The organism is Saonia flava (genome assembly GCF_011927795.1).
Classification (GTDB): Bacteria; Bacteroidota; Bacteroidia; order Flavobacteriales; family Flavobacteriaceae; genus Saonia; species Saonia flava.
Genome location: NZ_JAATJJ010000001.1, coordinates 1,158,052 through 1,181,835 on the forward strand (window position 1 = coordinate 1,158,052; position 23,784 = coordinate 1,181,835).

A 23,784-nucleotide genomic window follows, 5' to 3' on the forward strand; every position below is an offset into this window, starting at 1 on the left:
GTAACGAAAAGTGTTTTAAACGTTGAAATAGTGACTAGAATGCAATCAATGGTTGCCGATTCGTGCTAGGCGCGAAGCAAAAAATTTGAAAACTATTTCTAAAAAGCCATATCACTGTACTTGTACAACGATATGGCTTTTGTTTTTCCACAAATAACATTCAATTCTTCATAGCCCTAAAGTTTAGTACGATCCCTTGTTTTTTCACTGGCTTAAATCGTATATTTGCTCCGCTTAAATTAAACCGTAAAAAATGCCAAAAATATACTATACAAAGACAGATGAAGCCCCAGCTTTGGCCACACAATCATTTTTACCAATCATTAAAGCTTTTACAAAATCATCTGGTATTGAGATAGAAACCAAAGATATTTCACTTGCAGGTAGAATTATTGCCACTTTCCCAGACTATTTGGAAAATCCCCAAAGAATCTCAAATGATTTAGAAGAGTTGGGAGAACTTGCAAAGACTCCTGAAGCTAATATTATAAAACTACCAAATATTAGTGCATCCATTCCTCAATTAAAAGAAGCCATTGAAGAGCTCCAAGGAAAGGGATACAATGTTCCCAGTTATCCAGATGAGCCAAGTACTGATGAGGAAAAAGAAATAAAATCCAGATACGACAAAATTAAAGGTAGTGCCGTAAACCCAGTATTAAGGGAGGGAAATTCTGACCGTAGAGCTCCAAAGGCCATTAAGAATTATGCCAAAAGAAACCCTCATTCCATGGGTGCTTGGAGTGCCAACTCAAAAACCCATGTGGCCACTATGTCCCACGGGGATTTTAAAGCAAATGAAAAATCGATTACCATTCCTGCAGCTACTAATGTTCGTGTTGATTTAGTTAAGGAAAATGGAGAAATCGTGGTCTTAAAAGATAAAATTTCTCTTTTGACAGGAGAAATTATTGACGCAACAGTTCTTAGCAAAAAGGCTCTATTAGCCTTTTTAAATAAGCAAATCGAGGATGCCAAGAAGCAAGGAGTTCTCTTCTCATTACACATGAAGGCAACGATGATGAAGGTATCGGACCCTATCATTTTTGGCCATGCAGTTGAAACTTTCTTTTCCAATGTCTTTAAAAAACATGCCGTTGTTTTTAATGAACTAGGCATAAGCCCTAATAATGGGCTGGAAAGTCTCTTAAATAAATTGGAAGAGCTACCAGAAGACAAGAAAAAAGAAATAGAAACTGACATAGAAAATGCAATAGCAAATGGTCCCGATTTAGCCATGGTTAACTCAGACAAAGGCATTACAAACCTACATGTTCCCAGTGATATTATTATTGATGCATCCATGCCCGCAATGATTAGAAATTCTGGGAAAATGTGGAATTCACAAGGCAAATCACAAGATACAAAGGCAGTGATTCCGGATAGTAGCTATGCTGATATTTATCAAGCAACTATTGACTTTTGCAAAAAACATGGCGCCTTTGACCCAACCACTATGGGCACCGTACCCAATGTTGGCCTTATGGCACAAAAAGCAGAAGAATATGGGTCACACGACAAAACTTTTGAAATCCCAGCATCAGGTAATGTAAAGGTTGTGGATATTGACTCCAACCAAACGCTTATAGAACACGCTGTGGAAGAAGGTGATATTTGGAGAATGTGCCAAGTAAAGGACGCACCCATACAAGATTGGATCAAATTGGCCGTATCTAGGGCCAGAGCAACAAACACTCCTGCTGTATTTTGGTTAGATAAAAATAGAGCACACGATGCGGAACTGATTAAAAAAGTAAATACATATCTTCCCAATCACGATATTTCTGGTTTGGATATCCAAGTATTATCTCCTTTGAATGCAACTCTTTTTACCTTAGAGCGCATTAAAGAAGGAAAAGATACAATTTCTGTATCCGGAAATGTGTTGAGAGATTATTTAACAGACTTATTCCCAATATTGGAAGTGGGAACAAGTGCCAAAATGCTTTCCATTGTTCCCTTAATGAATGGCGGTGGTCTTTTTGAAACGGGTGCAGGAGGATCCGCCCCAAAACACGTAGAGCAATTTATAGAAGAAGGTCATCTAAGATGGGATTCTTTGGGCGAATTTTTAGCCTTAGGGGTATCACTAGAACACTATGGCGAGAAAAATAATATAGAACAAGTGAAGGTTCTAGCAAGCACTTTGGATGAAGCCACAGAAAAATTCTTGGACAATGACAAATCCCCGTCAAGAAAGGTAAAGGAACTAGATAGTAGAGGTAGTCACTTTTATTTGACTTTATATTGGGCGCAAGCTTTGGCTGCACAAAATGAAAGCCAAGAATTAAAAGAGACATTCTCTCCCATAGCAACTGCCTTGACCAAAAATGAATCTACAATTTTAGAAGAATTAAATAATGCACAGGGAACTACTGTAAATCTTGATGGGTATTATCTGCCTAATGCAGAAAAAACTGCCCATGCAATGAGGCCAAGCCCAACTTTTAATAAGATTCTATCACAATTATAAAAAGGTCTTAACCAAATTAAAAAGCCCATCCCATTAGTATTTGTGATGGGCTTTTTTATAAAATTACCACTAAGTACTTTTAAGCCCTAGATTTTCTATTTACATTTATGAAAATTATTCTTTAAATGAAATGGTTGCACAAGCTGCTTTTTTTGTTGGTTGCACTCTCGCCCCTTCTAACAATTTCTCAACAAAAATATACTCTCAGTGGCACCATTACAGATAAAACCAGTAATGAAACCCTAATTGGGGTTACCATAGCCATTCCTGAGCTAAGAACTGGCACAACTACCAATGAATATGGATTTTATTCCATTACTCTGCCGGAAGGCGAATATACTTTTATGATAACCTATTTGGGTTTTCAGGACATTGGTCAAAAGATTTTGTTGAACGAGAATAGGAAAATTAATTTTAGTTTGGCTGAAGAAGCCGAACAATTGGAGGAGGTTATTGTATCAGAGAATATTGAAAAATTAAACATCAGAAAACCCGAAATGAGTGTGAATGCACTTGAGGTAAAGACCATAAAAAAAATTCCTGTAATTCTCGGGGAGGCAGATGTTATAAAATCCATTATACTCCTACCTGGGGTGAGTAATGCTGGTGAGGCATCTTCAGGCTTTAATGTCAGAGGCGGGGCGGCAGACCAGAACCTAATTCTACTGGATGAAGCCACTATTTTTAACACCTCTCACCTTTTTGGCTTTTTCTCTGTTTTTAATCCAGATGCCATTAAAGATGTAAAACTATTCAAGGGTGGCATTCCCTCTAGGTATGGGGGAAGAGTTTCATCCGTACTGGAAATTTTTCAAAAAGAAGGAAACAGCAAAGAATTTAAAATGAGCGGTGGTATTGGTGCTGTTGCCAGTCGATTATTGGCAGAAGGACCAATAGTAAAAGATAGGTCGGCCTTTCTTATTGGCGGAAGAGCCTCTTATGCACATCTTTTTTTACCATTTTTTAATATTGACAACAAAGCCTATTTCTATGACCTCAATACTAAATTGAGTCATCGAATAAATGAAAATAACAGCATCTACCTATCTGGTTATTTTGGAAGGGATGTATTTAGTATAAATGATAGTTTTATAAATACTTATGGGAATTCCGTAGGGAATTTTAGATGGAACCATTTATTCTCAGATAAGCTCTTTTCAAACTTATCACTTATTTATTCAGACTATTATTATGGTTTGGAATTGGATTTTGTAGGGTTTGAATGGAATTCTGGCATCCAGAATTTTAATGTAAAATATGACTTAAAACACTATTTAAGTGACAAATTACAAATCAACTATGGGATTCACAATAACTATTACACCTTTAATCCTGGTAAAATAAAGCCCAATAGCCCAGATTCTGGCATTGTAGAAGACCAATTGACCAAAAAATATGCAAATGAGTTGGCCGAGTATATAGATATTGAACATACTATAAATGAAAATTTAAGCCTAGAATATGGTCTTCGTCTAAGTAGTTTTAATCGTTTGGGGCAAGATGAAATCAACGTTTATGAAAACAACAATCCTGTTTTTTTTGATCCATTCTTGCTTATATATCAAAGAGCAGATCCTATTTCAGTGAATGAACCCGGAAGAAAAGGCAGTTTGGCAAATTTCACAAATTTGGAACCAAGAATTTCGATGTCTTACTCCTTTAACTCCAAAAGTTCCATAAAAGCAAGTTATATACGAATGGCCCAATACCTACATTTACTCTCCAACACCTCTTCCCCTACTCCTTTGGATGTATGGACACCAAGTGGCCCTTTTGTAAAACCTCAGCTGCTCAACCAATATGCAATGGGTTATTTCAGGGATATTAAAAATGGATCCTATTCCTTTGAAACAGAAGTTTTTTTTAAAGATGTAGAAAATAGGATAGATTATATCGATGGTGCTGACCTTATTGCCAATGATGCCATTGAGCAGGTAATTTTAAATGGCGAGGCGAGAGCTTATGGACTAGAAATTCTTTTGCGAAAAAATGAGGGTAAATTCACTGGTTGGTTGGCATATACCTTATCAAAATCTGAACAGCGAACACCTGGCAGAACACCTACTTTTAACAGTGGACGATCCAATTTGGAAACGGGGATTAATTATGGGGAATGGTACAACACTCCTTATGACAAACCACATGATATAGCTCTTTATGTAAATTATGAATTAAACAACAAATGGAGTTTTAACTCCAACTTTATTTTCCAAACAGGACAGCCAACCAACTACCCTGTGGGACAATTTCAGTTCCAAGGCTTAACCATTCCCTACTATGGATTACGAAATAAAGAGCGGTTGCCCAATTACCATAGAATGGATATTTCAGCTTCCTTAACTCCCAAAAAAAATGAAAAAAGAAGGTGGGATTCCGAATGGGTCTTTAGTATTTACAATGTGTACAATAGAAAAAATGCCTCATCGATTAATTTTAGGAGAAATCAGGATACCGGGATAAATGAGGCAGTGAGAACCTCTATTTTTGGTGTTGTGCCCGCGGTCACCTATAATTTTAAATTCTAGGCCATGAAGAAATGTTTATTTATTTCCTTTTTTTTATTCTTCCTAATTGGTTGTGAAGATGTTATTGAAGTAGATGTCCCAACCGAAGCACCAAGATTGATCGTAGACGGATTAATTAGAGTGGACAAAGAACTTGAATTTGTTCCTGTGGAAATAAAAATTACAGAATCCAGTAACTTCTTTGGAGAAATTCCAGTTTCGGGTCTGGAAAATGCAGTAATTCAATATGGTGTACCCCGTGCCAATGCACCCGAATTGTTTGAGGATTTGTATTTTTCTTCTTTGGCCGAAGTGGAACTGGGAAGTGGCATTTACGTACCCGACCCCAATTTTTCATCTGATCAACGTATTAGAACGCCAATGATAGAAGATGGGATAGTTTTTATTTTATCCCTTGAACATAAAGGACGTAGATATTTCGCAAGAACCCCATATGTACCAACTGTCCCCATTACTAATTTAGAACAAGGTGAAGGAACTCTTTTTAATGAGGATGATACAGAAATTATTGTTTCATATACAGACGCTCCAGATAGAGAGGATTTTTATCTTTTTGATTTTGGCTTTAACAACTATGAAGTAACCGAAGATACTTTTTATCAAGGACAAGAATTCAAATTTTCCTATTTCTATGATGAAGACTTGGAAACTGGAAGAGAAATAGATATTAGTATTCTGGGTGCTGATCTTACATTTTACAACTACATGAGCCAATTAATAGATGTAAGCAGGGGTGATTTTAATGTTTTTAGCACACCCGTGTCAACAATTAGGGGCAATATTTTTGATGTGACAGATTTAGATAACGATGAAATTTTTGATAATGTAAACCAATCCAACCTATTTCCCTTGGGTTATTTTGCAGTGGTACAGGAACATAAAGCTTCTATTGAGATTGAATAAGTACCTGACTGATCACCAACCCAATTTCCATCAAATTCTCTTTTTCTTCTTCTGTAAAATCATAAGGAACAGGCTTGGCAATGCCTAATGTTCCATATAATATTTTATTTAGCATCATTGGAACGGCAATAGAACCCTGTACCTTGGTTTCCTTAGCGGCAGGTCTTGCCACACCCGATGTATCCGTTTGCAGATTACACATTTCTACAGGTTGCATACGTTCTGCAGCAATACCGGCCATTCCTTTTCCAATGGGGATTTCTGATACTTTAGGCAGTAAAAATTCTGGAATTCCTTGCTCTGCTCGCAACTTCAATAATCCAGTTTCTTTATCCAAGAAATGTAGGGTTCCCGTGGCACAATCAAATCCTTCAATGACTTTTGACAAAACTTGCTGCCAATCAACTTTTTGTTGGTTTAAAAGAGTTGAAACTACCTCCAATAGATTTGTACTTTTATCACTCATGCTTATTCAAAAATATTTTCAGTTTTTACTATCTAGACTAGATGGGTATTTTTTCTCAAATTCCTTTAATTTATCACTAGCCCTTTTACTTCGTTTATTAGCTCCAATAATTCCTAAGAGAGCACTTATTGCTCCAAATGAAAAAAGCAGTATAAAAATTAAAGAAATCATTTCATTCCCGATCAATACATTTTCATGGTATATTTCAACCAACTCCTTTATAATCTAAGGCATCATATTTTTTGATGAAGACTTAATTGCAACTGTTTTTTACTCCAATTATCCGTAGTTTGCTTCATAATACCCAACTGAACTTTAAGCCCTTTTTTTATTACATACCCTATTGCTGTATATAATCTGTTTCGGTCATACACCTCTACACTCCTTCCGTCTCCAATATCTCGTTGTCCATTTATAAACAACTCATTATAAAGAGCGAGATATACGGTTTTTGCCTCCATAGTTTTTTTATTTAAAGCTACATTCACAAACAAATTATAACGATAACGCGTTCTAAAGTCTTGATTTTCCACAAATCTTTGTTCGTACCTAAAACGATGATTAGTATAAATCCTACTCCCAAATTGAACAGGAAAAATAGCCTCTTGATAAATTCTACTTTCTTGTGTTTTTGATGTTTCTGATCCAAAAGCACCAGTACTTATGTTTCCATAGCCAAGGGTCAACTTAAGATTTGTGCTTTTGGGCTTATATGTTAATCCTCCTCTTAAGAGCAATTGCTCAAGATCTCCACCTAAATCCCAATTACGGTATTGAATATCTCCTTGTAGTCCCCATGAACTTTCTTTAAAGGTAGTATCAAAAAAATACATGTACCATGCACCTAATTTATCTTCATCTATTTGGGCTTTCCCCATTTTTGGAGCAAGTAAAAAAAGCATAGTCAAAAAAAATATTCCTTTTCTCATTTATACAGATTGTTATATTATAGAGGCAAAGATAATGGGATAGAAAAAACTAATCAAATTAGGCCATATCTTGGAAATACATATAAATGGCATTCTCTATCAATTCTGGAGCATGACTCATATTATAGTTCAAAGATTTAGAGGCTTCACTTATTTCCAAAGCATCGTGTAACCCTAAAGAGAAAAGTTCCTTTTTATCAATATCTAATTTTCCGCAAACGCCCAATACAGGAATTTTATGTTGTTTTCCCATATCCACAACACCTTTGATTAGCTTTCCATTTAGAGTTTGACCATCAATTTTACCTTCTCCAGTGATGATATAATCAATTTTTTGTTTTTTTAGTAGCTGTGGTATTTTTGCAAGTCCTAAAAGAAATTCAATTCCAACAACATATTCCGCATTCAAAAAAGTTTTTAAACCGTAACCCAGACCTCCAGCTGCTCCAGCGCCAGAAACATGGGCAATATCTTTATTCAACTGTTCCTTTACAATTTTACTCAAATGGACCAAACCTGCATCCAAATCTTCAATATCGGCATCTGATGCGCCTTTTTGCTTGGCGTAAACATAGGCTGCCCCTTGTTTTCCATACAAGGGATTTTGCACATCGTTCACTGCATAAAAAGATACACCCAGATACCTTTCCAAGCTCTTGCTCTCTATACTTTGGATATTAATCAAATTCTTACCAATAGGATCAATTGTTTCACCACTATGGTCTTTAAAACCATATCCCAAGGCTTTCGCCATTCCTACCCCGCCATCGTTCGTGGCACTACCTCCTAAACCAACATATATCTTATTTGCACCCTGGGAAACGGCATTTTTAATTAACACTCCTGTTCCAAATGTAGTTGTATCCATTGGGTTGCGCTCATCAGCAGTCAACAACTCCATTCCAGAAGCTTTAGCCATTTCTATGTACGCGCTTTTATTTTCCTTGTTCAACAAATAAGAAGCCGTAATAGGTCTTCCCAAAGGGTCAAAGGTTTTGGTTTTAACTTCTTCAGCATCTATATAGTTGAAAACGGCATCTAGAAAACCGTCACCTCCATCAGATGCCAAAAAACTTTTAATATTGGCATGTGGAACCGCTCTTTTTATTCCTTTTATTAGAGCCGCAACAACTTCTTTTGCAGAGGCAGAACCTTTAAATTTATCTGGAATCAATAATATCTTCATACTTTTTCACAAAGCTTTTTACACATATCTAATAAATATAACCATTCTTATTAATTTTGGAGAATTATGGGAACAGACAAAGATATATTGGTAAAAGGATTAAAATTTCTCGGATATACGGTGGCTTTTATGTTTTTGGCACCATGGGTGATTTATCAGGCATTCAAAAACCAAGAGCATCCTTTTTATTGGCCAGTTTTAATTATTGGAATGGTTTTGGCCATTTTGGCCATTGGTTTTGGATTCTATAGTATAAAAACCATAATGGACGCCATTTTTTCTAAGAAAGAATAATACACGTTTTTCTATAAGACATATTCAGAATCTATTGTCAGCATCGATCCAAGATGTTATCTTTGCTCACTTATTGATGTAGAAAATCCAATGATAAAAATTACGTTACCAGACGGTTCTATAAAAGAATTTGAAAGTGGAAGCACTCCTATGGATGTTGCGAAAAGTATTAGTGAAGGGCTGGCAAGAAATGTTATCTCTGCAAGTTTTAATGAGACCAAAGTAGAGTCGGTTACACCATTGACCACGGATGGTTCTTTAACCCTTTTTACTTGGAACGACAAAGAAGGAAAAACTGCATTTTGGCATTCTACTTCGCATGTGGTGGCGCAAGCTATCGAAGAATTGTATCCTGGTGTAAAATTGACTATTGGGCCTGCTATAGAGAATGGTTTTTATTATGATGTGGATTTAGGCGAGCAAACCATTTCTGAAAAGGATTTTCCAGAGATAGAAAAAAGAGCTTTGGAAATTGCCCGCGGAAAGCACGATTTCAAAATGCGTGCCGTTTCGAAGGCAGATGCCCTTTCCCTATACAAATCTCAAGACAATGAGTATAAAGTGGAACTTATTGAAAATCTTGAAGATGGCACTATTTCTTTTTGTGACCATGACACTTTTACGGATTTATGTCGTGGTGGGCATATTCCCAATACCGGCATTATAAAGGCCATAAAAATTTTAAGTGTTGCCGGGGCGTATTGGAGGGGAGATGAGAAAAACACCCAATTGACCCGCGTTTATGGTATTTCTTTTCCAAAACAAAAAGAGCTTACAGAATACCTTGAGCTTATAGAGGAAGCCAAAAAACGTGATCATAGAAAATTGGGAAAGGAATTGGAACTTTTTACTTTTTCGCAAAAAGTAGGTCAAGGGTTACCACTATGGTTACCTAAAGGTGCTGCTTTAAGGGAGCGGTTGGAACAATTTCTTAAAAAAGCACAGAAGAAAGCCGGTTATGAAATGGTAGTTTCTCCACATATTGGCCAGAAAGAGCTTTATGTAACTTCAGGACATTATGCCAAGTATGGTGAAGATAGTTTTCAACCTATTACAACTCCAAAAGAAGATGAAGAGTTTTTACTAAAACCTATGAACTGTCCGCATCACTGCGAAATATATAACCACAAACCATTTAGCTACAGGGAATTACCTAAAAGATATGCCGAGTTTGGAACAGTATATAGGTATGAACAAAGTGGTGAACTTCATGGATTGACACGTGTTCGTGGATTTACACAAGATGATGCACATATTTTTTGTACTCCGGACCAATTGGATGATGAATTTAAAAATGTAATCGATTTATCCCTTTATGTTTTGGGCTCCCTAGGTTTTGAAAATTTTACGGCCCAGGTATCCGTCCGTGATTTAGATAAACCAGAAAAATACATTGGTTCAGTAGAAAATTGGGAAAAAGCAGAAAATGCCATTATAAATGCAGCCAAGGAAAAAGGATTGAAATACACAATTGAAAGTGGAGAAGCGGCCTTTTATGGACCAAAGCTGGATTTTATGGTTAAAGATGCCTTGGGAAGAAGTTGGCAATTAGGTACCATTCAGGTAGATTATAACCTTCCAGAACGATTCGATTTAACCTATAAAGGCAGTGATAATGAATCCCATAGACCTGTTATGATTCACCGTGCTCCCTTTGGTAGTATGGAGCGTTTTATAGCACTTTTATTGGAACATACAGGTGGAAATTTCCCTTTGTGGCTTATTCCAGAGCAAGCTGTTGTATTGCCAATTAGCGAAAAGCATGAAAAATATGCTAAAAAAGTTTTAGAATCCCTAGAAAATCACGAAATTCGCGCCCTCGTTGACAAGAGAAACGAAACTGTAGGCAAGAAAATACGTGAGGCAGAAATGAACAAAATACCATTTATGCTGATTGTAGGGGAAAAAGAAGAGGAAACCAATACCATATCTGTTCGTAGACATGGAGGAGAAGATTTTGGCACGCTTTCTGTAAACGATTTTGCTGACTTGGTCAATAAGGAAATAAATAGTACCTTAAAGTCGTTTTAAGAATTAATGTTTAATTAAAAATATTTAAGCCATAGCAATAAGAAAAAGATTTAGGCCCCAGCCTAGGAGGGAAAATAAAAACCCTCACAAAATCAATGAAAAAATCACTTCTCCCAGTGTGAGGTTAGTAGGTGATAATATTGAAGTAGGTGTTTATTCCATATCTGATGCATTAGCAAAGTCTGATGAATTAGAATTGGATTTGGTTGAAATATCACCAAAAGCAGATCCACCTGTTTGTAAAATAATAGACTATAAAAAGTTTCTTTACGAACAGAAAAAGAGGGAAAAGGTCATGAAGGCCAAAGCCTCTAAAGTTGTAATCAAGGAAATTAGGTTTGGACCCCAAACTGATGACCATGATTATGAATTTAAAAAGAAACATGCGGAAAAGTTTCTTAAAGATGGCGCCAAATTAAAGGCATATGTTTTCTTTAAAGGCCGTTCCATAGTGTATAAGGATCAAGGTGAAATTTTACTTTTAAAGTTGGCCTCTGAATTAGAGGATTTAGGAAAAGTAGAGCAAATGCCAAAGTTGGAGGGAAAAAGAATGACCATGTTCCTTGCCCCTAAAACAAAAGTTAAAAAATAAATACTGCAGTTACAGTTTTAAGATAGTAAGTGAGATTAATATAAATAGGAAATAATGCCTAAAATGAAAACAAAATCCAGTGCCAAAAAGCGTTTTAAGCTTACCGGGTCTGGTAAAATCAAAAGAAAGCACGCTTTTAAAAGCCACATTCTTACAAAGAAGAGCAAAAAGCGAAAGCTAGCGTTAACACACTCTACATTAGTGCACGAGTCAGATGTTAACAGCATAAAGGAACAATTACGTTTAAAATAATTGTCCTTATCGGTAATTATCATTAACCCTGGAGTTAGGCCTTAAAAAGTTCTTATAGTAAATACAAGACGCCTACTACAAAAAAAATTAAAAAAATGCCAAGATCAGTAAATTCAGTTGCTTCAAGAGCTCGTAGAAAAAAAGTGATGAAGCAAGCCAAAGGTTACTTTGGAAGACGTAAAAATGTTTGGACAGTAGCCAAAAATGCGGTTGAAAAAGCAATGTTATATGCTTATAGAGACCGTAGAAACAAGAAAAGAACTTTCCGTTCCTTATGGATTACCCGTATTAATGCTGGTGCCAGATTGCATGGAATGTCCTACTCACAATTCATGGGTAAGGTAAAAGCCAATAATATAGACCTTAATCGTAAGGTATTGGCCGATTTAGCCATGAACCATCCAGATGCTTTTAAAGCAGTTGTGGACAAAGTAAAATAAATAAAAACATTCTCGCTTATATAAAATCCCGTTCAGCAGAACGGGATTTTTTTATTTAATCATGACCCTATTACCGTTACTACCAATTTTCGTCCAGAAGCAGCATTCCTATGTTCACATAAATAGATCCCCTGCCAAATCCCTAAATTCAATCTTCCATTTGTTATAGGAATTTGTATTGAAGTTCCCATTAATGATGCCTTAATATGTGCAGGCATATCATCTGGACCTTCATAAGTATGAATATAATAAGGAGCATGCTCAGGAACCATCTCATTCATATGACTTTCAAAATCCATCCTTACCGTTGGGTCTGCATTTTCATTGATAGTAAGACTTGCTGAGGTATGTTTTATAAAAACATTCAGCATTCCAATTTTTATCTTCTTAATTTCGGACATCCCATCTACTATTGTATTAGTAATTAAGTGAAATCCTCTATCGTAAGATGGTAATCGTATTTCTTTTTGATAAAAATTCATTCAAAATAAAATATTAAGAAATACTAATTTAATACAAACTTCACCAAATTACTTTATTTTATTCCCATAGAAGAAATACCTTTGCCTCCTCTCAACACAAAGGAATGGATTTATCTAAAATTAAAATGGTGGTAACGGATATGGATGGCACGTTATTAAATTCCAATCATGAAGTGAGCCCCCTATTTTTTTCATTATTTGAAGAACTTAAAAAAAGGGAAATTCTATTTGTAGCTGCAAGTGGTAGACAGTACAATAGTATTGTGGAAAAATTACATTCCATTAAAGACGATATTATTGTTATTGCGGAGAACGGTGGTTTTGCAATGCACAAGGAAGAGGAATTATTGTCTACTCCCTTAAACAAGCCAATTAGAAATGAGGTGTTGCGGACTTTGAATACTGTTAAAAAAATACACCCCGTACTTTGTGGAAAAAGAAATGCATATTTAACAGGAGATTCTGACGAGTTTATAAATATGCTCAGACAATATTATTCAGAATTTGAAATCGTAGACGATTTATCCCAGGTAGATGCAGAAGTACTTAAAATAGCCATTTATCATTTTGAGAGTTCAGAAAAGTATATATATCCAGAGGTAAAACATTATGAGAACCAACTTAAAGTAAAAGTTTCCGGACCCAACTGGGTAGATATTTCGGCAACAAACGCCCACAAGGGACACGCCTTAATGCAAGTTCAAGAGAAATTTAGTATAAACCCCAATGAAACTATGGTTTTTGGCGACTACAACAATGACTTGGAAATGTTGGCTTGTGCCGATTATAGTTTTGCCATGGCCAATGCACATCCCAATATCTTAGAGAGCGCCAATTACAAAACCTTGAGCAATGATGAAAATGGGGTAGAATACATTCTTCAAAAACTTATTAAAGCCAAAAATTAAAGTAATCAGTAAATTTTTGTTAAAAAATTACATTTTTATTATCATTTTCATTAATAATTAATATTTTTGATAAATAATAACGTTTTTTTGATAAAATAGTATAATATCCTTAACGCAAGTACGTTTTACTTTGCATTGTAGTAAGAAATTTACCCTATATAATATATAGGCCATCCCAAGTATGGGCCTTAGTTGTATACTCAACTTGAATATATACTTGAATTAGCTATTAAATAAGCGCCTTTCTCATTTGGCGCTTATTTTTTTTAAAACCCCTTTATGTTTTTTGTTTTTTCTTCCGAGCTGCAGGAAACAAGACATTGTTCAATATCAATCGATAACCAGGAGAAGTTGGGTGAAGTTCTAGCTCTGTTTTTGGATCACCAACCCTATGTTGGTAATCTTCTGGATCATGACCTCCATAAAAAGTAAAAAAGCCTTTTCCCTTAATGCCATGAATATATCTGGCCTCACTATTAATTTTATTTTCCCCCAATATCAATACATTGGGTTTAATTTCATTTCTGGTAAAAGATGTGGTCTGACCCATAAAACCCTTGACCAAAGTCGTATGATTCTGGCATAACATAGTTGGAACAGGATCCCATTTAGCAGAGAAATCCATTAATGTAAAATAATCCGATTCCTTTGGAAGTCTTCTTTTATTTGTCATATCAATAGAAGAAAACTCATACTTTAAGGGGTTTCTTTCCAAAGTGAAATTTGTAAAAGCCATGGTTTTGGTAAAATCCAGTTTATTTTGATAATTAGCATCAGAGGGGTCATTATCAAACATGGGTTCACAAATATCCACACCATCAGCGGCCAATGCAATATCAAAACTATCTGTAGCCGAGCACATGGCAAACATAAACCCGCCTCCTATTACATAGTTCCTTATTTTTAGGGCAACGGCTCCTTTTTCATCAGAAACCTTGCTAAACCCCAATTTGCTTGCCAATTCTTCTGCGGTCTTTTTACCCTCTATATACCAAGGTGCAGCTCTATAAGCCCCATAAAACTTACCATATTGGCCTGTAAAATCTTCATGGTGCAAATGCAACCAATCATATAAGGCAAGTTTATCCCCAAGAACTTCCTCATCATATACGGTGACATAGGGAATCTCCGCATAGGTAAGAACCATTGTAACGGCATCATCCCAGGGCTGGTTACTTATTGGAGAGTATACAGCAATTTTTGGGGCCTTTTCCAAAACTACAGCTTCCTGGTTTTTGGCTGGACTACTAATAGCATCTAAAATAGCATTTGACTGGGCATCTGATAAAACTTCGAATGAAACACCCCTTATTTGGCATTCCTTTCTAATGGCATCTCCATCTGGCAATAAGAAAGCCCCCCCCCTATAGTTGAGAAGCCATTGTACCTTTTGCTGTTTTGACAAAACCCAGTAAGTAATGCCATATGCCTTTAAATGGTTTTTTTGACTTTCGGCATCCATGGGAATTAAAATATTGGATGCAAATGTTTGAATAGAAGAAAAAAGAAGAAAAATGAAAAATCCTTTCGATTTAGCTCGAACAGGAAGAAAATTTATAATTTTAAAAAGGTATATCATTATCATCTGGGTCACTACCGTCGTTCATTGAGCTTCCAAAAGCCTCATCTGCATTTGGTAAATTTTTGGTGATAAACGGATTCTCATCATTGGCGTTCATCTTGGATTGAAACTCAAAAGGAGAATCAAAGTCCTCTAAATTATCAAATTTACCTTGATTACCAATAAACTTTAACCTAATGTTCTCTAACCCACCATTCCTGTGTTTGGCTACAATGAACTCCGCCTGCCCTTGTGTTGGAGTACGTTCTTCATCATCCCACTCATCAATTTTATAGTACTCTGGTCTATAAATAAATGACACAATATCCGCATCTTGCTCAATAGCTCCAGATTCTCTAAGATCGGAAAGTATAGGCCTTTTACTTCCTCCCCTGGTTTCCACAGCTCTGGATAACTGTGACAAAGCTATGACCGGAACGTTGAGCTCTTTGGCCAAGGCTTTTAAGTTTCTAGAAATTGTAGAAATTTCCTGCTCTCTATTCCCTCCTTTTTGATTGCCGCCAGCAGTCATCAATTGAAGATAATCTATCATTATTATCTTTATATTGTGCTGCGAAGCCAGCCTTCTTGCTTTTGCCCTAAGGTCAAAAATGGAAAGAGAAGGTGTATCATCTATAAATAAAGGGGCTTTTTCCAAAGATTTCACCTTCACATTTAATTGCTCCCATTCATGCTTTTCCAATCTACCAGTACGTAGTTTTTCTGAAGAGAGTCCAGTTTCGGATGAAATTAATCTGGTAATCAATTGTACAGATGACATTTCCAAGGAAAAGAACGCTACGGGCATATTGGAATTTACGGCCATATTCCTAGCCATTGACAATGTCAAAGCGGTTTTACCCATACCAGGACGTGCTGCCACAATAATTAAATCACTAGGCTGCCAACCCGATGTAAGTTTGTCCACTTTATCAAAACCTGAAGGAATACCGCTCATCCCCTCCTTGCCTGCAATTTCCTCAATTCTCTTTTTTGCCTGAATCACCAAATTCTGGGCAGTTTCGGCAGATTTCTTTAAATTTCCCTGACTAACATCGTACAACTTAGATTCCGCACTATCCAATAAGTCAAAAACATCATTGGAGTCACTATATGCATCTTCAATAATTTCATTGGAAATTTTAATTAAACTCCTTTGAATGAATTTTTGAAGAATAATTCTAGCATGAAACTCAATATGGGCAGATGAAGCTACTTTTTGAGTGAGTTTTATTAGGTAAAAATCCCCTCCAATAGTTTCCAGATGACCATCTTTCCTTAACTGTGAAGAAACGGTTAATAAATCAACCGGTTCCGAACTTTCAAACAATTTAAAGATAGCTTCATAAATATGCCTGTGCGCATCTTTATAAAAGGCGTCCGGTTGTAGGATATCTATTACTTCATCTACACCTTTCTTATCAATCATCATTGCACCCAGCACAACTTCCTCTAAATCAATTGCTTGAGGTGGTATTTTACCCCTTTCAAGGTTGATGATGGTGGATTTGTCAATTTTATGACCGATTATAGGATTGGGTTTGTCCATGAATACGAATGTATGGAATTAACCTTAAGTTAACTTAAACTCAAGAGATTTCAATGTTAACAGTTGGTCAACAAATTAGGTGTTGATAAGTTACAATTTTGTGTTCATAACATAAAAAAACCACAAATTTTTTTTTGCGGTTTTTATAAAACTTTGATTAAAACAGCACTTAACCATTATAAACACCCATATGTGAGTATTTTTCCATTCTGTTTTTAACCAACTCTTTTGGTGATAAGTTTTTAAACTCATCATATGTTTTAACTATGGCATCGCTCACTGTCTTAAAAATCTTTTCCCTATTGCTATGCGCACCACCAATTGGCTCTTTAATTATTTCATCGATAACTTTTAGTTTTTTGCTATCGGTAGCTGTCAACTTTAAAGCCTCGGCCGCTTTTTCTTTGAATTCCCAACTTCTCCACAGAATCGAAGAACAGTTTTCTGGGGAGATTACAGAGTACCATGAATTTTCCAACATCAACATTTTGTCACCTACTCCTATACCCAAAGCACCACCAGATGCACCTTCACCTATAACAATACAAATTATTGGCACTTTTAATCGTGTCATTTCCAAAATATTTCTGGCAATTGCCTCTCCCTGTCCACGTTCTTCCGCTTCCAGCCCAGGATAAGCTCCAGGAGTATCAATAAGAGTCACCACAGGTATCCCAAATTTCTCGGCAGATTTCATTAATCTAAGCGCTTTTCTATACCCTTCTGGGTTTGCCATACCAAAATTTCTGTACTGTCTTGTCTTGGTATTATATCCCTTTTGTTGACCGATGAACATAAAACTTTGATCTCCAATCTTTCCAAGCCCCCCTACCATGGCCTTATCATCCTTTACATTTCTATCTCCATGAAGCTCTAGCCATGTGTCTCCACAAATAGCATTTATATAATCCATGGTATAAGGTCTGCTGGGATGTCTGGATAATTGGACCCTCTGCCAAGCGGTAAGGTTTTTATAAATTTCTTTTCTGGTCTCAGTTAATTTCTTGTCTATCTGCTTGCAAGTTTCTGTAACATCAACATCGCTTTCCTCGCCAATGACCATGCATTTATCTAATTGTTCTTCCAATTCTTTTATAGGAAGTTCAAAATCCAAATACTCCATGAATGTAAAATTTGTTAGTTAGTTTGAGACGACAAATATAAAATTTTAATAGGTAACCCAACGACAAGACTTTTTTTTTATGCTATCGTTTGGCATTATTAAGAAGATAAAAAGCCAGCGCCCCAAAAATTAAATTAGGAATTATAATTGCCCAAAGAGGTGGAAAACCTGCCTGTTCCGCCAAAGTACCAAAAACCTTATCAAAAAATATAAAAATAAATGCCACCCCTATTCCAAAAGCCAAATTTACGCCCATTCCTCCTCTACGCTTTACTGATGAAACAGCAACTGCGATAACAGTAAGAATAAAAGCAGTAATGGGCAATGCCCAACGCTTATATTTTACCATTACATAAGTATTAATGTTGGATGCCCCTTTTCTCCTTTGATCCTTAATAAATTCATTAAGTTCAAAAAGATTCTTCGTTTCTGCAATATAGGACACAGGAGTAAGGTCATTTATTTTAAACTGAAAAAGGGTATCCAATCTTCTTTTGGTTTGCACTATTTCAGTCTCTTTTAATAATTTTCTTTTACTGTAAGAAGTCAATCGATACAATGTATCTTTGGGAATCCACCTTATATTGGCTGCATTTATTTTATACTCCAATTGATTCTCCTCGTTAAAATGTTCAAAGGTAAAATTATAGCCAATTTGTCTTGCCGGGTCAAAACTACTTACATAAATAAAATCGTTTTCGTTTAATTGATTAAAAATATTGCTGGTAACCCTATCTTGTTTACCCTTTTTTAAATATTTATACTGAAACTCATTGAAGCCCTCACTGGCCCTTGGCACCAAAAACATACCCATAAAAAACATGATGACAGCAATAATTGTTGCTCCTATTAAATAAGGTCTCAAAAATCTTCCATAAGACACCCCTGAACTTAAAATTGCTACTATCTCTGTATTGCTTGCCAATTTGGAGGTAAAGAAAATAATTGATAAGAAAAGAAAGATAGGAAACAGCAAACTTCCTATGACAATTGTAAAATTTACATAATAAACAATAATCTCGTTCATTGGAGCTTCATTATCTATCATCTTTCCTATCTGCTCGGCAAGATTGGCCATAATTCCAATAGGGATAAACAAGAGTAACATTACCCCAAAAGTGAGTAAATAACGCTTTAGTATGTATTTGTCAAGGATTGTGAGCACCTATAATCTTTTATCCATTTGTTTTACCATCATATTCTTCCATTCATAAAAATCCCCTGCTAAAATATGTTTTCTGGCCTCTCTAACCAACCATAAATAAAAACCTAGATTATGTATGGTCGCTATTTGCTTTCCCAAATATTCATTAGCTGCAAATAAATGGCGTAAATAGGCCTTAGAATATTCTGTGTCCACAAAAGTAATTCCCATTTCATCAATGGGTGAAAAATCATCCTCCCATTTTTTGTTCTTTATATTAATAGTACCATGTGCTGTGAACAACATACCATTTCTGGCATTTCGGGTAGGCATTACACAATCGAACATATCAATGCCCAAGGCTATGTTTTCCAAGATATTAATAGGTGTTCCAACTCCCATTAAATACCTGGGTTTATCTTCTGGAAGAATTTCACATACCACCTCTGTCATGGCATACATTTCCTCTGCGGGCTCACCAACTGACAAGCCTCCTATGGCATTGCCCTCTGCCCCTGCATTTGCTATGTACTCAGCCGATTGTCTTCTTAAGTCTTTATATGTGGAACCCTGTACAATAGGAAAAAAGGATTGAGAGTAATCATATGTATAAGGCGTTTTCTCTAAATGGGAAATACACCTATCTAACCATCTATGTGTCATGTGCATGGAACGCTTTGCATAATTATAGTCGCATGGATAGGGAGTACATTCATCAAAGGCCATAATTATATCGGCGCCGATCACACGCTGAATTTCCATTACATTTTCTGGCGTAAAAACATGGTAGGAACCATCTATATGGGATTTAAACTTTACTCCTTCTTCTTTAATTTTTCTGTTGGCCGATAGGGAATATACTTGATAGCCACCACTATCGGTTAAAATATTTCTATCCCAACCCATAAACTTGTGCAAGCCACCAGCCTGTTCTATTATTTTAGTTTGAGGGCGCAAATAAAGATGATAAGTATTCCCGAGAATAATATCTGGGTCAATTTCTTCCTTAAGCTCTCTTTGATGCACACCTTTTACAGATGCTACTGTACCAACAGGCATAAAAATTGGGGTTTCTATTTTACCGTGATCGGTTATAACCTCCCCTGCTCTTGCCTTACTTTTTGGGTCCGTATGATGTAATGTAAACTTCAAATTCTATTTTAAGTGAGCAAAGATAATCAACTCCAACGCATAACTTCCTTAACAAAAAAATAAAGTTCTGTGAATACCTTTAACTTATCCAAAATAGTAGAATTCATATTTGCTTACCCAAAAGATAGCAACTATTTTTGTCCAGAATAAAACTAAAGACTAAAATGCCAAACGTAAGCGAGTTACAAGATATTACCACACAAGTTAGGAGGGATATTTTAAGAATGGTACACAAGGTGAATTCTGGTCATCCAGGCGGTTCATTAGGTTGTGCTGAGTTCATTGTTTCTTTGTACAATGAAATAATGGAATTAAAAGAAGGGTTTGATATGGATGGAATAGGAGAGGATTTATTCTTTCTATCCAATGGGCATATCTCTCCTGTTTTCTATAGTGTATTGGCAAGAAGAGGTTATTTTCCTGTAAATGAACTAGAGACTTTTAGATTGTTAAACTCCCGTTTACAAGGACACCCAACCACTCATGAAGGATTACCAGGGGTTCGTATTGCCTCTGGGTCTTTGGGACAAGGAATGTCAGTTGCCATTGGTGCTGCACAGGCAAAAAAGTTAAACAAAGATTCCCATATTATATATAGCTTACATGGGGATGGTGAATTACAGGAAGGTCAAAACTGGGAAGCTATTATGTACGCCTCCGCAAAAAAAGTAGATAACTTAATCTCTACAATTGATTATAATGGTCAGCAGATAGATGGTTCTACAGATGATGTACTTCCCATGGGTGACCTAAAAGCTAAGTTCGAAGCTTTTGGTTGGGATGTTGTGGACATTAAAGAAGGTAATGATATTGAAGCCATCCTTACTGGAATGAAAGAGGCCAAAAGCAGAACTGGAAAAGGAAAACCTGTATGTGTGCTTTTATATACAATGATGGGCAATGGAGTAGACTTCATGATGCATACGCATGCATGGCACGGTAAGGCCCCAAGCGATGAACAATTAGCAGATGCCCTTTCTCAAAACCCAGAAACATTGGGAGATTATTAAACCAATAACTACAGTATTAAGACAACAAAACATGAAAAAATATATAGATCAAGGTAAGAACGATACTAGAAGTGGTTATGGAGCAGGAATGACTGAGTTGGGAAGAACAAATCCCAATGTTGTGGCGTTATGTGCCGATTTGGTAGGTTCTCTAAAAATCCAAACATTCATTGATGAAAATCCAGAACGCTTCTTTCAAGTAGGTATCGCAGAAGCCAATATGATGGGCATTGCAGCGGGATTAACCATTGGAGGAAAAATCCCCTTCACTGGAACTTTTGCCAATTTCTCCACAGGAAGGGTATATGATCAAATAAGACAATCAATCGCATATTCTGATAAGAATGTTAAAATATGTGCATCACATGCAGGATTAACTCTTGGAGAAGATGGTGCTACGCATCAAATATTGGAGGATATAGGATTGATGAAAATGCTACCGGGAATGACCGTTATCAATCCGTGTGATTATAACCAAACCAAAGCTGCCACCATTGCCATTGCTGAACATCATGGTCCCGTTTATTTACGTTTTGGAAGACCAAAAGTGGCAAATTTTACGCCCGTTGACCAAAAATTTGAAATTGGAAAAGCTTTAATGCTCAATGAAGGTACAGATGTTACCATTGTCGCAACTGGACATTTGGTATGGGAAGCATTGATTGCGGCAGAAACTTTAGAGAATCAAGGCATTTCTGCAGAAGTCATCAATATTCATACAATAAAGCCATTGGATGATGAAGCTATTCTAAAATCTGTTAAAAAAACAGGTTGTATTGTAACTGCTGAAGAACACAATTATTTAGGAGGTTTGGGAGAAAGTGTTGCAAGAGTACTTTCAACACAACATCCTACTCCACAAGAGTTTGTTGCAACAAATGATACCTTTGGTGAGAGTGGTACTCCTGAGCAATTGATGGAGAAATATGGATTAAACAATAAAGCAATAGTAGAAGCCGTTTTAAGTGTGTTAAAAAGGAAATAGTGGTGTCATTTTTTTGGTACACTATTACTTTAAATCAAAAAAAAGAACACATTCATTATGAGAAAAACACTTCTAGTGGCGGTATATGCTTTAGTAAGCATAACTGCATTTGCACAATCAGGTTCAGGTTTTGGAATTAAAGCCGGCCTCAATTACAATCAAAACGGAGATTTAAGTTTTAGAGATGCTGTATCCTCCTCAAGTGAGGACATCATTGCTGGTTCAGATGGTAAAATTGGCTATCACATTGGTTTTTTTGGAAAATTGGATTTTCCAAAAATATACCTCAGACCAGAAATTATTTACACCAAAACAAAAAGTGATTACAGTTCAAATGGTATCAACAGTGAGTACGATATTTCTAAATTGGATGTCCCTGTACTTTTAGGATACAAAATTGTTGGCCCATTAAGTGTCTTTGCTGGCCCAGCTTTCCAGTATACTTTAGATAATGATTTAAAGGATTTACAGGTAGAAGACGTTAAAAATGATTTTTCTGTAGGTCTTCATATGGGAGTTGGAGTAAACTTGGGAAATATTGGCGTTGACGTTCGCTATGAACGTGGTTTCTCTGAAAATGAAGCGGATTTTATAGGAGAAAATATTACAGGTTCTGATATTTCTGGAAGAGTAGATTCCAGACCTTCGCAAATTATATTTGGTTTATCTTTAAAATTATAAAAAAACAATACTAAAATCAATATTAAAAAAGCTGCAAATAAATGAATTTGCAGCTTTTTTAATTAATCTTCTCTAGGTATTAGTTAGTTATCTGGGTCCAAATAATCTGGAGTTCCATCTCCATCAGAGTCTGGATAAGGAATTACGATATTTCCATTGTCGTCAGAAATTTCCTCTCTTGTGAGGATTCCATCATTATCATCATCTGAATCCACAAAATTTGAAAATGCCGGTGAAAAAGCATCCTCCTCTTCATCCCTGTCTGTATTATCATTGTATAAATAACCATCCATATTCAAGTCTTCCAAAATAGAGGGAATTCCATCATTATCATGATCTGTATCTATGGTATGGGTAAACATATCAACTTTAAAAATCAAAGGGCTATATGCAGGAATATTAGTTTGAGAATTGCTAAAATAACCTAAACCAGAAGGAAATATCATCAATCCAACCCCATAACCATCAACCGTAAATGTTCCATCATTGTTAACAATGACTTCACCACCTGATTTAAAATTAACCGACCCTTCAGAAAAACCTCGAGCCCCTGTTCCCTGAATGGCACCTAAATCAAACCAAAGAGCTGTATTAAAGGCTCCATCAAAAACAGTCCCATTTAACAAAGAGCCCTCGTACCTAACCAAAGTAGAATCGGCAACAGTAGGATTTGTGCCCTCACCCTCCCTAACGGAAAGAAAGTATAATTTATGCTGTACTTTATCCTCCTCTTCCAAGCCAGAAAAAGCATCCGATGAAACATTAATAATAATAGATTCCATTTGATCAATCAAAGGCGTTTTTCCACTATTGGAACCTGCAATAGTATCCAATTTTATTTTATAATTAAAATCAGCTGGAGGACTATTAAACTCCTCATAATTATAAAAGTGGGTTTTTAAAAAATCTTGAATTTCTTCCTCATTTTCTGCAGCTACCTCACTTAATAACCTTGGAGGAATAACTTCTATGTCCGACCCATCATCCTTTTTACAGGACCCAACAACTGTTCCAAGTATAATTAATAAATAAAATAATTGTTTCGTTTTCATGCATTTTCTTTTACAAGGGCGCAAGATACAATTTTCCCCTATTTTT

At 36.0% G+C, this 23,784-nt stretch carries 22 protein-coding genes; 12 read left to right on the forward strand and 10 right to left on the reverse strand.

Annotated features, from left to right (window positions below; genetic code table 11):
* Positions 1-253: 253 nt before the first annotated feature.
* From GGR42_RS05015 to GGR42_RS05025, 3 genes are all read left to right on the forward strand, one after another.
* On the forward strand, positions 254-2,473 hold the full coding sequence (locus tag GGR42_RS05015; RefSeq protein WP_167961464.1) for an NADP-dependent isocitrate dehydrogenase: 2,220 nt from the start codon (positions 254-256) through the stop codon (positions 2,471-2,473).
* A 125-nt stretch (positions 2,474-2,598) separates the two neighbouring features.
* Complete coding sequence (locus GGR42_RS05020) at positions 2,599-4,998, forward strand: TonB-dependent receptor (RefSeq protein WP_167961466.1); 2,400 nt, start codon at positions 2,599-2,601, stop codon at positions 4,996-4,998.
* Between the two features lie 3 nt (positions 4,999-5,001).
* A complete protein-coding gene (locus GGR42_RS05025; RefSeq protein ID WP_167961468.1) occupies positions 5,002-5,901 on the forward strand; it encodes a DUF4249 family protein in 900 nt (299 codons plus the stop codon).
* Here the strand turns inward: GGR42_RS05025 and GGR42_RS05030 are convergent.
* The 3 genes from GGR42_RS05030 to GGR42_RS05040 form a co-directional block, all read right to left on the reverse strand.
* Positions 5,885-6,367, reverse strand: coding sequence for a GAF domain-containing protein (locus tag GGR42_RS05030; RefSeq protein WP_167961470.1), 483 nt, complete (start codon positions 6,365-6,367; stop codon positions 5,885-5,887). The genes GGR42_RS05025 and GGR42_RS05030 overlap by 17 nt on opposite strands.
* Positions 6,368-6,600: 233 nt before the next feature.
* Positions 6,601-7,296 (reverse strand): DUF2490 domain-containing protein, encoded by a 696-nt coding sequence (locus GGR42_RS05035; protein ID WP_167961472.1) that lies wholly within the window; start codon positions 7,294-7,296, stop codon positions 6,601-6,603.
* 58 nt (positions 7,297-7,354) lie between these two features.
* The gene (locus GGR42_RS05040) at positions 7,355-8,482 is read right to left on the reverse strand and encodes a glycerate kinase (RefSeq protein ID WP_167961474.1); all 1,128 of its coding nucleotides are present in this window, start codon (positions 8,480-8,482) and stop codon (positions 7,355-7,357) included.
* Between the two features lie 66 nt (positions 8,483-8,548).
* Here GGR42_RS05040 and GGR42_RS05045 point away from each other — a divergent pair, with 66 nt between their 5' ends.
* The 5 genes from GGR42_RS05045 (at position 8,549) to rplT (ending at position 12,091) form a co-directional block, all read left to right on the forward strand.
* Entirely contained in the window at positions 8,549-8,776 is a 228-nt protein-coding gene (locus GGR42_RS05045) for a DUF6095 family protein (protein ID WP_167961476.1), read from the forward strand.
* A gap of 90 nt (positions 8,777-8,866) precedes the next feature.
* The gene (thrS, locus tag GGR42_RS05050) at positions 8,867-10,807 is read left to right on the forward strand and encodes a threonine--tRNA ligase (RefSeq protein WP_167961478.1); all 1,941 of its coding nucleotides are present in this window, start codon (positions 8,867-8,869) and stop codon (positions 10,805-10,807) included.
* A gap of 31 nt (positions 10,808-10,838) precedes the next feature.
* A complete protein-coding gene (infC, locus tag GGR42_RS05055; protein WP_167964354.1) occupies positions 10,839-11,399 on the forward strand; it encodes a translation initiation factor IF-3 in 561 nt (186 codons plus the stop codon).
* A 54-nt stretch (positions 11,400-11,453) separates the two neighbouring features.
* On the forward strand, positions 11,454-11,651 hold the full coding sequence (gene rpmI / locus GGR42_RS05060) for a 50S ribosomal protein L35 (RefSeq protein ID WP_053971854.1): 198 nt from the start codon (positions 11,454-11,456) through the stop codon (positions 11,649-11,651).
* Positions 11,652-11,746: 95 nt separating this feature from the next.
* The gene (rplT, locus tag GGR42_RS05065; protein ID WP_167961480.1) at positions 11,747-12,091 is read left to right on the forward strand and encodes a 50S ribosomal protein L20; all 345 of its coding nucleotides are present in this window, start codon (positions 11,747-11,749) and stop codon (positions 12,089-12,091) included.
* 59 nt (positions 12,092-12,150) lie between these two features.
* Here the strand turns inward: rplT and GGR42_RS05070 are convergent, their stop codons facing one another.
* Positions 12,151-12,573, reverse strand: coding sequence for a secondary thiamine-phosphate synthase enzyme YjbQ (locus GGR42_RS05070; RefSeq protein WP_167961483.1), 423 nt, complete (start codon positions 12,571-12,573; stop codon positions 12,151-12,153).
* 104 nt (positions 12,574-12,677) lie between these two features.
* Here GGR42_RS05070 and GGR42_RS05075 point away from each other — a divergent pair, with 104 nt between their 5' ends.
* Positions 12,678-13,481: an HAD family hydrolase gene (locus tag GGR42_RS05075; protein WP_167961485.1), complete on the forward strand. Its 804-nt coding sequence runs from the start codon at positions 12,678-12,680 to the stop codon at positions 13,479-13,481.
* A gap of 277 nt (positions 13,482-13,758) precedes the next feature.
* Here the strand turns inward: GGR42_RS05075 and GGR42_RS05080 are convergent, their stop codons facing one another.
* The 5 genes from GGR42_RS05080 to tgt form a co-directional block, all read right to left on the reverse strand.
* Positions 13,759-14,943, reverse strand: coding sequence for an asparagine synthetase B (locus tag GGR42_RS05080; protein ID WP_245201395.1), 1,185 nt, complete (start codon positions 14,941-14,943; stop codon positions 13,759-13,761).
* 100 nt (positions 14,944-15,043) lie between these two features.
* Positions 15,044-16,591, reverse strand: coding sequence for a replicative DNA helicase (gene dnaB / locus GGR42_RS05085; RefSeq protein WP_167961488.1), 1,548 nt, complete (start codon positions 16,589-16,591; stop codon positions 15,044-15,046).
* A gap of 169 nt (positions 16,592-16,760) precedes the next feature.
* On the reverse strand, positions 16,761-17,714 hold the full coding sequence (locus tag GGR42_RS05090) for an acetyl-CoA carboxylase carboxyltransferase subunit alpha (RefSeq protein WP_167961490.1): 954 nt from the start codon (positions 17,712-17,714) through the stop codon (positions 16,761-16,763).
* A gap of 82 nt (positions 17,715-17,796) precedes the next feature.
* Positions 17,797-18,879 (reverse strand): LptF/LptG family permease, encoded by a 1,083-nt coding sequence (locus GGR42_RS05095; RefSeq protein ID WP_167961492.1) that lies wholly within the window; start codon positions 18,877-18,879, stop codon positions 17,797-17,799.
* A complete protein-coding gene (tgt, locus tag GGR42_RS05100; RefSeq protein ID WP_167961494.1) occupies positions 18,880-20,010 on the reverse strand; it encodes a tRNA guanosine(34) transglycosylase Tgt in 1,131 nt (376 codons plus the stop codon).
* Positions 20,011-20,174: 164 nt separating this feature from the next.
* Here tgt and GGR42_RS05105 point away from each other — a divergent pair, with 164 nt between their 5' ends.
* Genes GGR42_RS05105 through GGR42_RS05115 form a run of 3 tightly spaced genes read left to right on the forward strand, consistent with a single transcriptional unit; the run spans position 20,175 to position 22,686 of the window.
* A complete protein-coding gene (locus GGR42_RS05105; RefSeq protein ID WP_167961496.1) occupies positions 20,175-21,020 on the forward strand; it encodes a transketolase in 846 nt (281 codons plus the stop codon).
* A gap of 31 nt (positions 21,021-21,051) precedes the next feature.
* A complete protein-coding gene (locus GGR42_RS05110; protein ID WP_167961498.1) occupies positions 21,052-22,005 on the forward strand; it encodes a transketolase family protein in 954 nt (317 codons plus the stop codon).
* 57 nt (positions 22,006-22,062) lie between these two features.
* A complete protein-coding gene (locus GGR42_RS05115) occupies positions 22,063-22,686 on the forward strand; it encodes an outer membrane beta-barrel protein (protein WP_167961500.1) in 624 nt (207 codons plus the stop codon).
* Positions 22,687-22,769: 83 nt separating this feature from the next.
* Here GGR42_RS05115 and GGR42_RS05120 read toward each other — a convergent pair whose 3' ends face one another.
* Positions 22,770-23,738, reverse strand: coding sequence for an FKBP-type peptidyl-prolyl cis-trans isomerase (locus GGR42_RS05120; RefSeq protein ID WP_167961502.1), 969 nt, complete (start codon positions 23,736-23,738; stop codon positions 22,770-22,772).
* Positions 23,739-23,784: the final 46 nt, after the last annotated feature.

Excerpts from the sequence above, each read along its gene's own strand:
- GGR42_RS05105 (WP_167961496.1), top strand. The coding sequence starts at position 20,175 with ATGCCAAACGTAAGCGAGTTACAAGATATTACCACACAAGTTAGGAGG.
- dnaB (WP_167961488.1), bottom strand. The coding sequence starts at position 16,591 with ATGGACAAACCCAATCCTATAATCGGTCATAAAATTGACAAATCCACC.
- GGR42_RS05070 (WP_167961483.1), bottom strand. The coding sequence starts at position 12,573 with ATGAATTTTTATCAAAAAGAAATACGATTACCATCTTACGATAGAGGA.
- thrS (WP_167961478.1), top strand. The coding sequence starts at position 8,867 with ATGATAAAAATTACGTTACCAGACGGTTCTATAAAAGAATTTGAAAGT.
- rplT (WP_167961480.1), top strand. The coding sequence starts at position 11,747 with ATGCCAAGATCAGTAAATTCAGTTGCTTCAAGAGCTCGTAGAAAAAAA.
- rpmI (WP_053971854.1), top strand. The coding sequence starts at position 11,454 with ATGCCTAAAATGAAAACAAAATCCAGTGCCAAAAAGCGTTTTAAGCTT.
- GGR42_RS05040 (WP_167961474.1), bottom strand. The coding sequence starts at position 8,482 with ATGAAGATATTATTGATTCCAGATAAATTTAAAGGTTCTGCCTCTGCA.
- GGR42_RS05015 (WP_167961464.1), top strand. The coding sequence starts at position 254 with ATGCCAAAAATATACTATACAAAGACAGATGAAGCCCCAGCTTTGGCC.
- GGR42_RS05090 (WP_167961490.1), bottom strand. The coding sequence starts at position 17,714 with ATGGAGTATTTGGATTTTGAACTTCCTATAAAAGAATTGGAAGAACAA.
- GGR42_RS05075 (WP_167961485.1), top strand. The coding sequence starts at position 12,678 with ATGGATTTATCTAAAATTAAAATGGTGGTAACGGATATGGATGGCACG.
- GGR42_RS05035 (WP_167961472.1), bottom strand. The coding sequence starts at position 7,296 with ATGAGAAAAGGAATATTTTTTTTGACTATGCTTTTTTTACTTGCTCCA.
- GGR42_RS05115 (WP_167961500.1), top strand. The coding sequence starts at position 22,063 with ATGAGAAAAACACTTCTAGTGGCGGTATATGCTTTAGTAAGCATAACT.
- GGR42_RS05120 (WP_167961502.1), bottom strand. The coding sequence starts at position 23,738 with ATGAAAACGAAACAATTATTTTATTTATTAATTATACTTGGAACAGTT.
- GGR42_RS05080 (WP_245201395.1), bottom strand. The coding sequence starts at position 14,943 with ATGGATGCCGAAAGTCAAAAAAACCATTTAAAGGCATATGGCATTACT.
- GGR42_RS05045 (WP_167961476.1), top strand. The coding sequence starts at position 8,549 with ATGGGAACAGACAAAGATATATTGGTAAAAGGATTAAAATTTCTCGGA.
- GGR42_RS05025 (WP_167961468.1), top strand. The coding sequence starts at position 5,002 with ATGAAGAAATGTTTATTTATTTCCTTTTTTTTATTCTTCCTAATTGGT.
- GGR42_RS05030 (WP_167961470.1), bottom strand. The coding sequence starts at position 6,367 with ATGAGTGATAAAAGTACAAATCTATTGGAGGTAGTTTCAACTCTTTTA.
- GGR42_RS05020 (WP_167961466.1), top strand. The coding sequence starts at position 2,599 with ATGAAATGGTTGCACAAGCTGCTTTTTTTGTTGGTTGCACTCTCGCCC.
- GGR42_RS05110 (WP_167961498.1), top strand. The coding sequence starts at position 21,052 with ATGAAAAAATATATAGATCAAGGTAAGAACGATACTAGAAGTGGTTAT.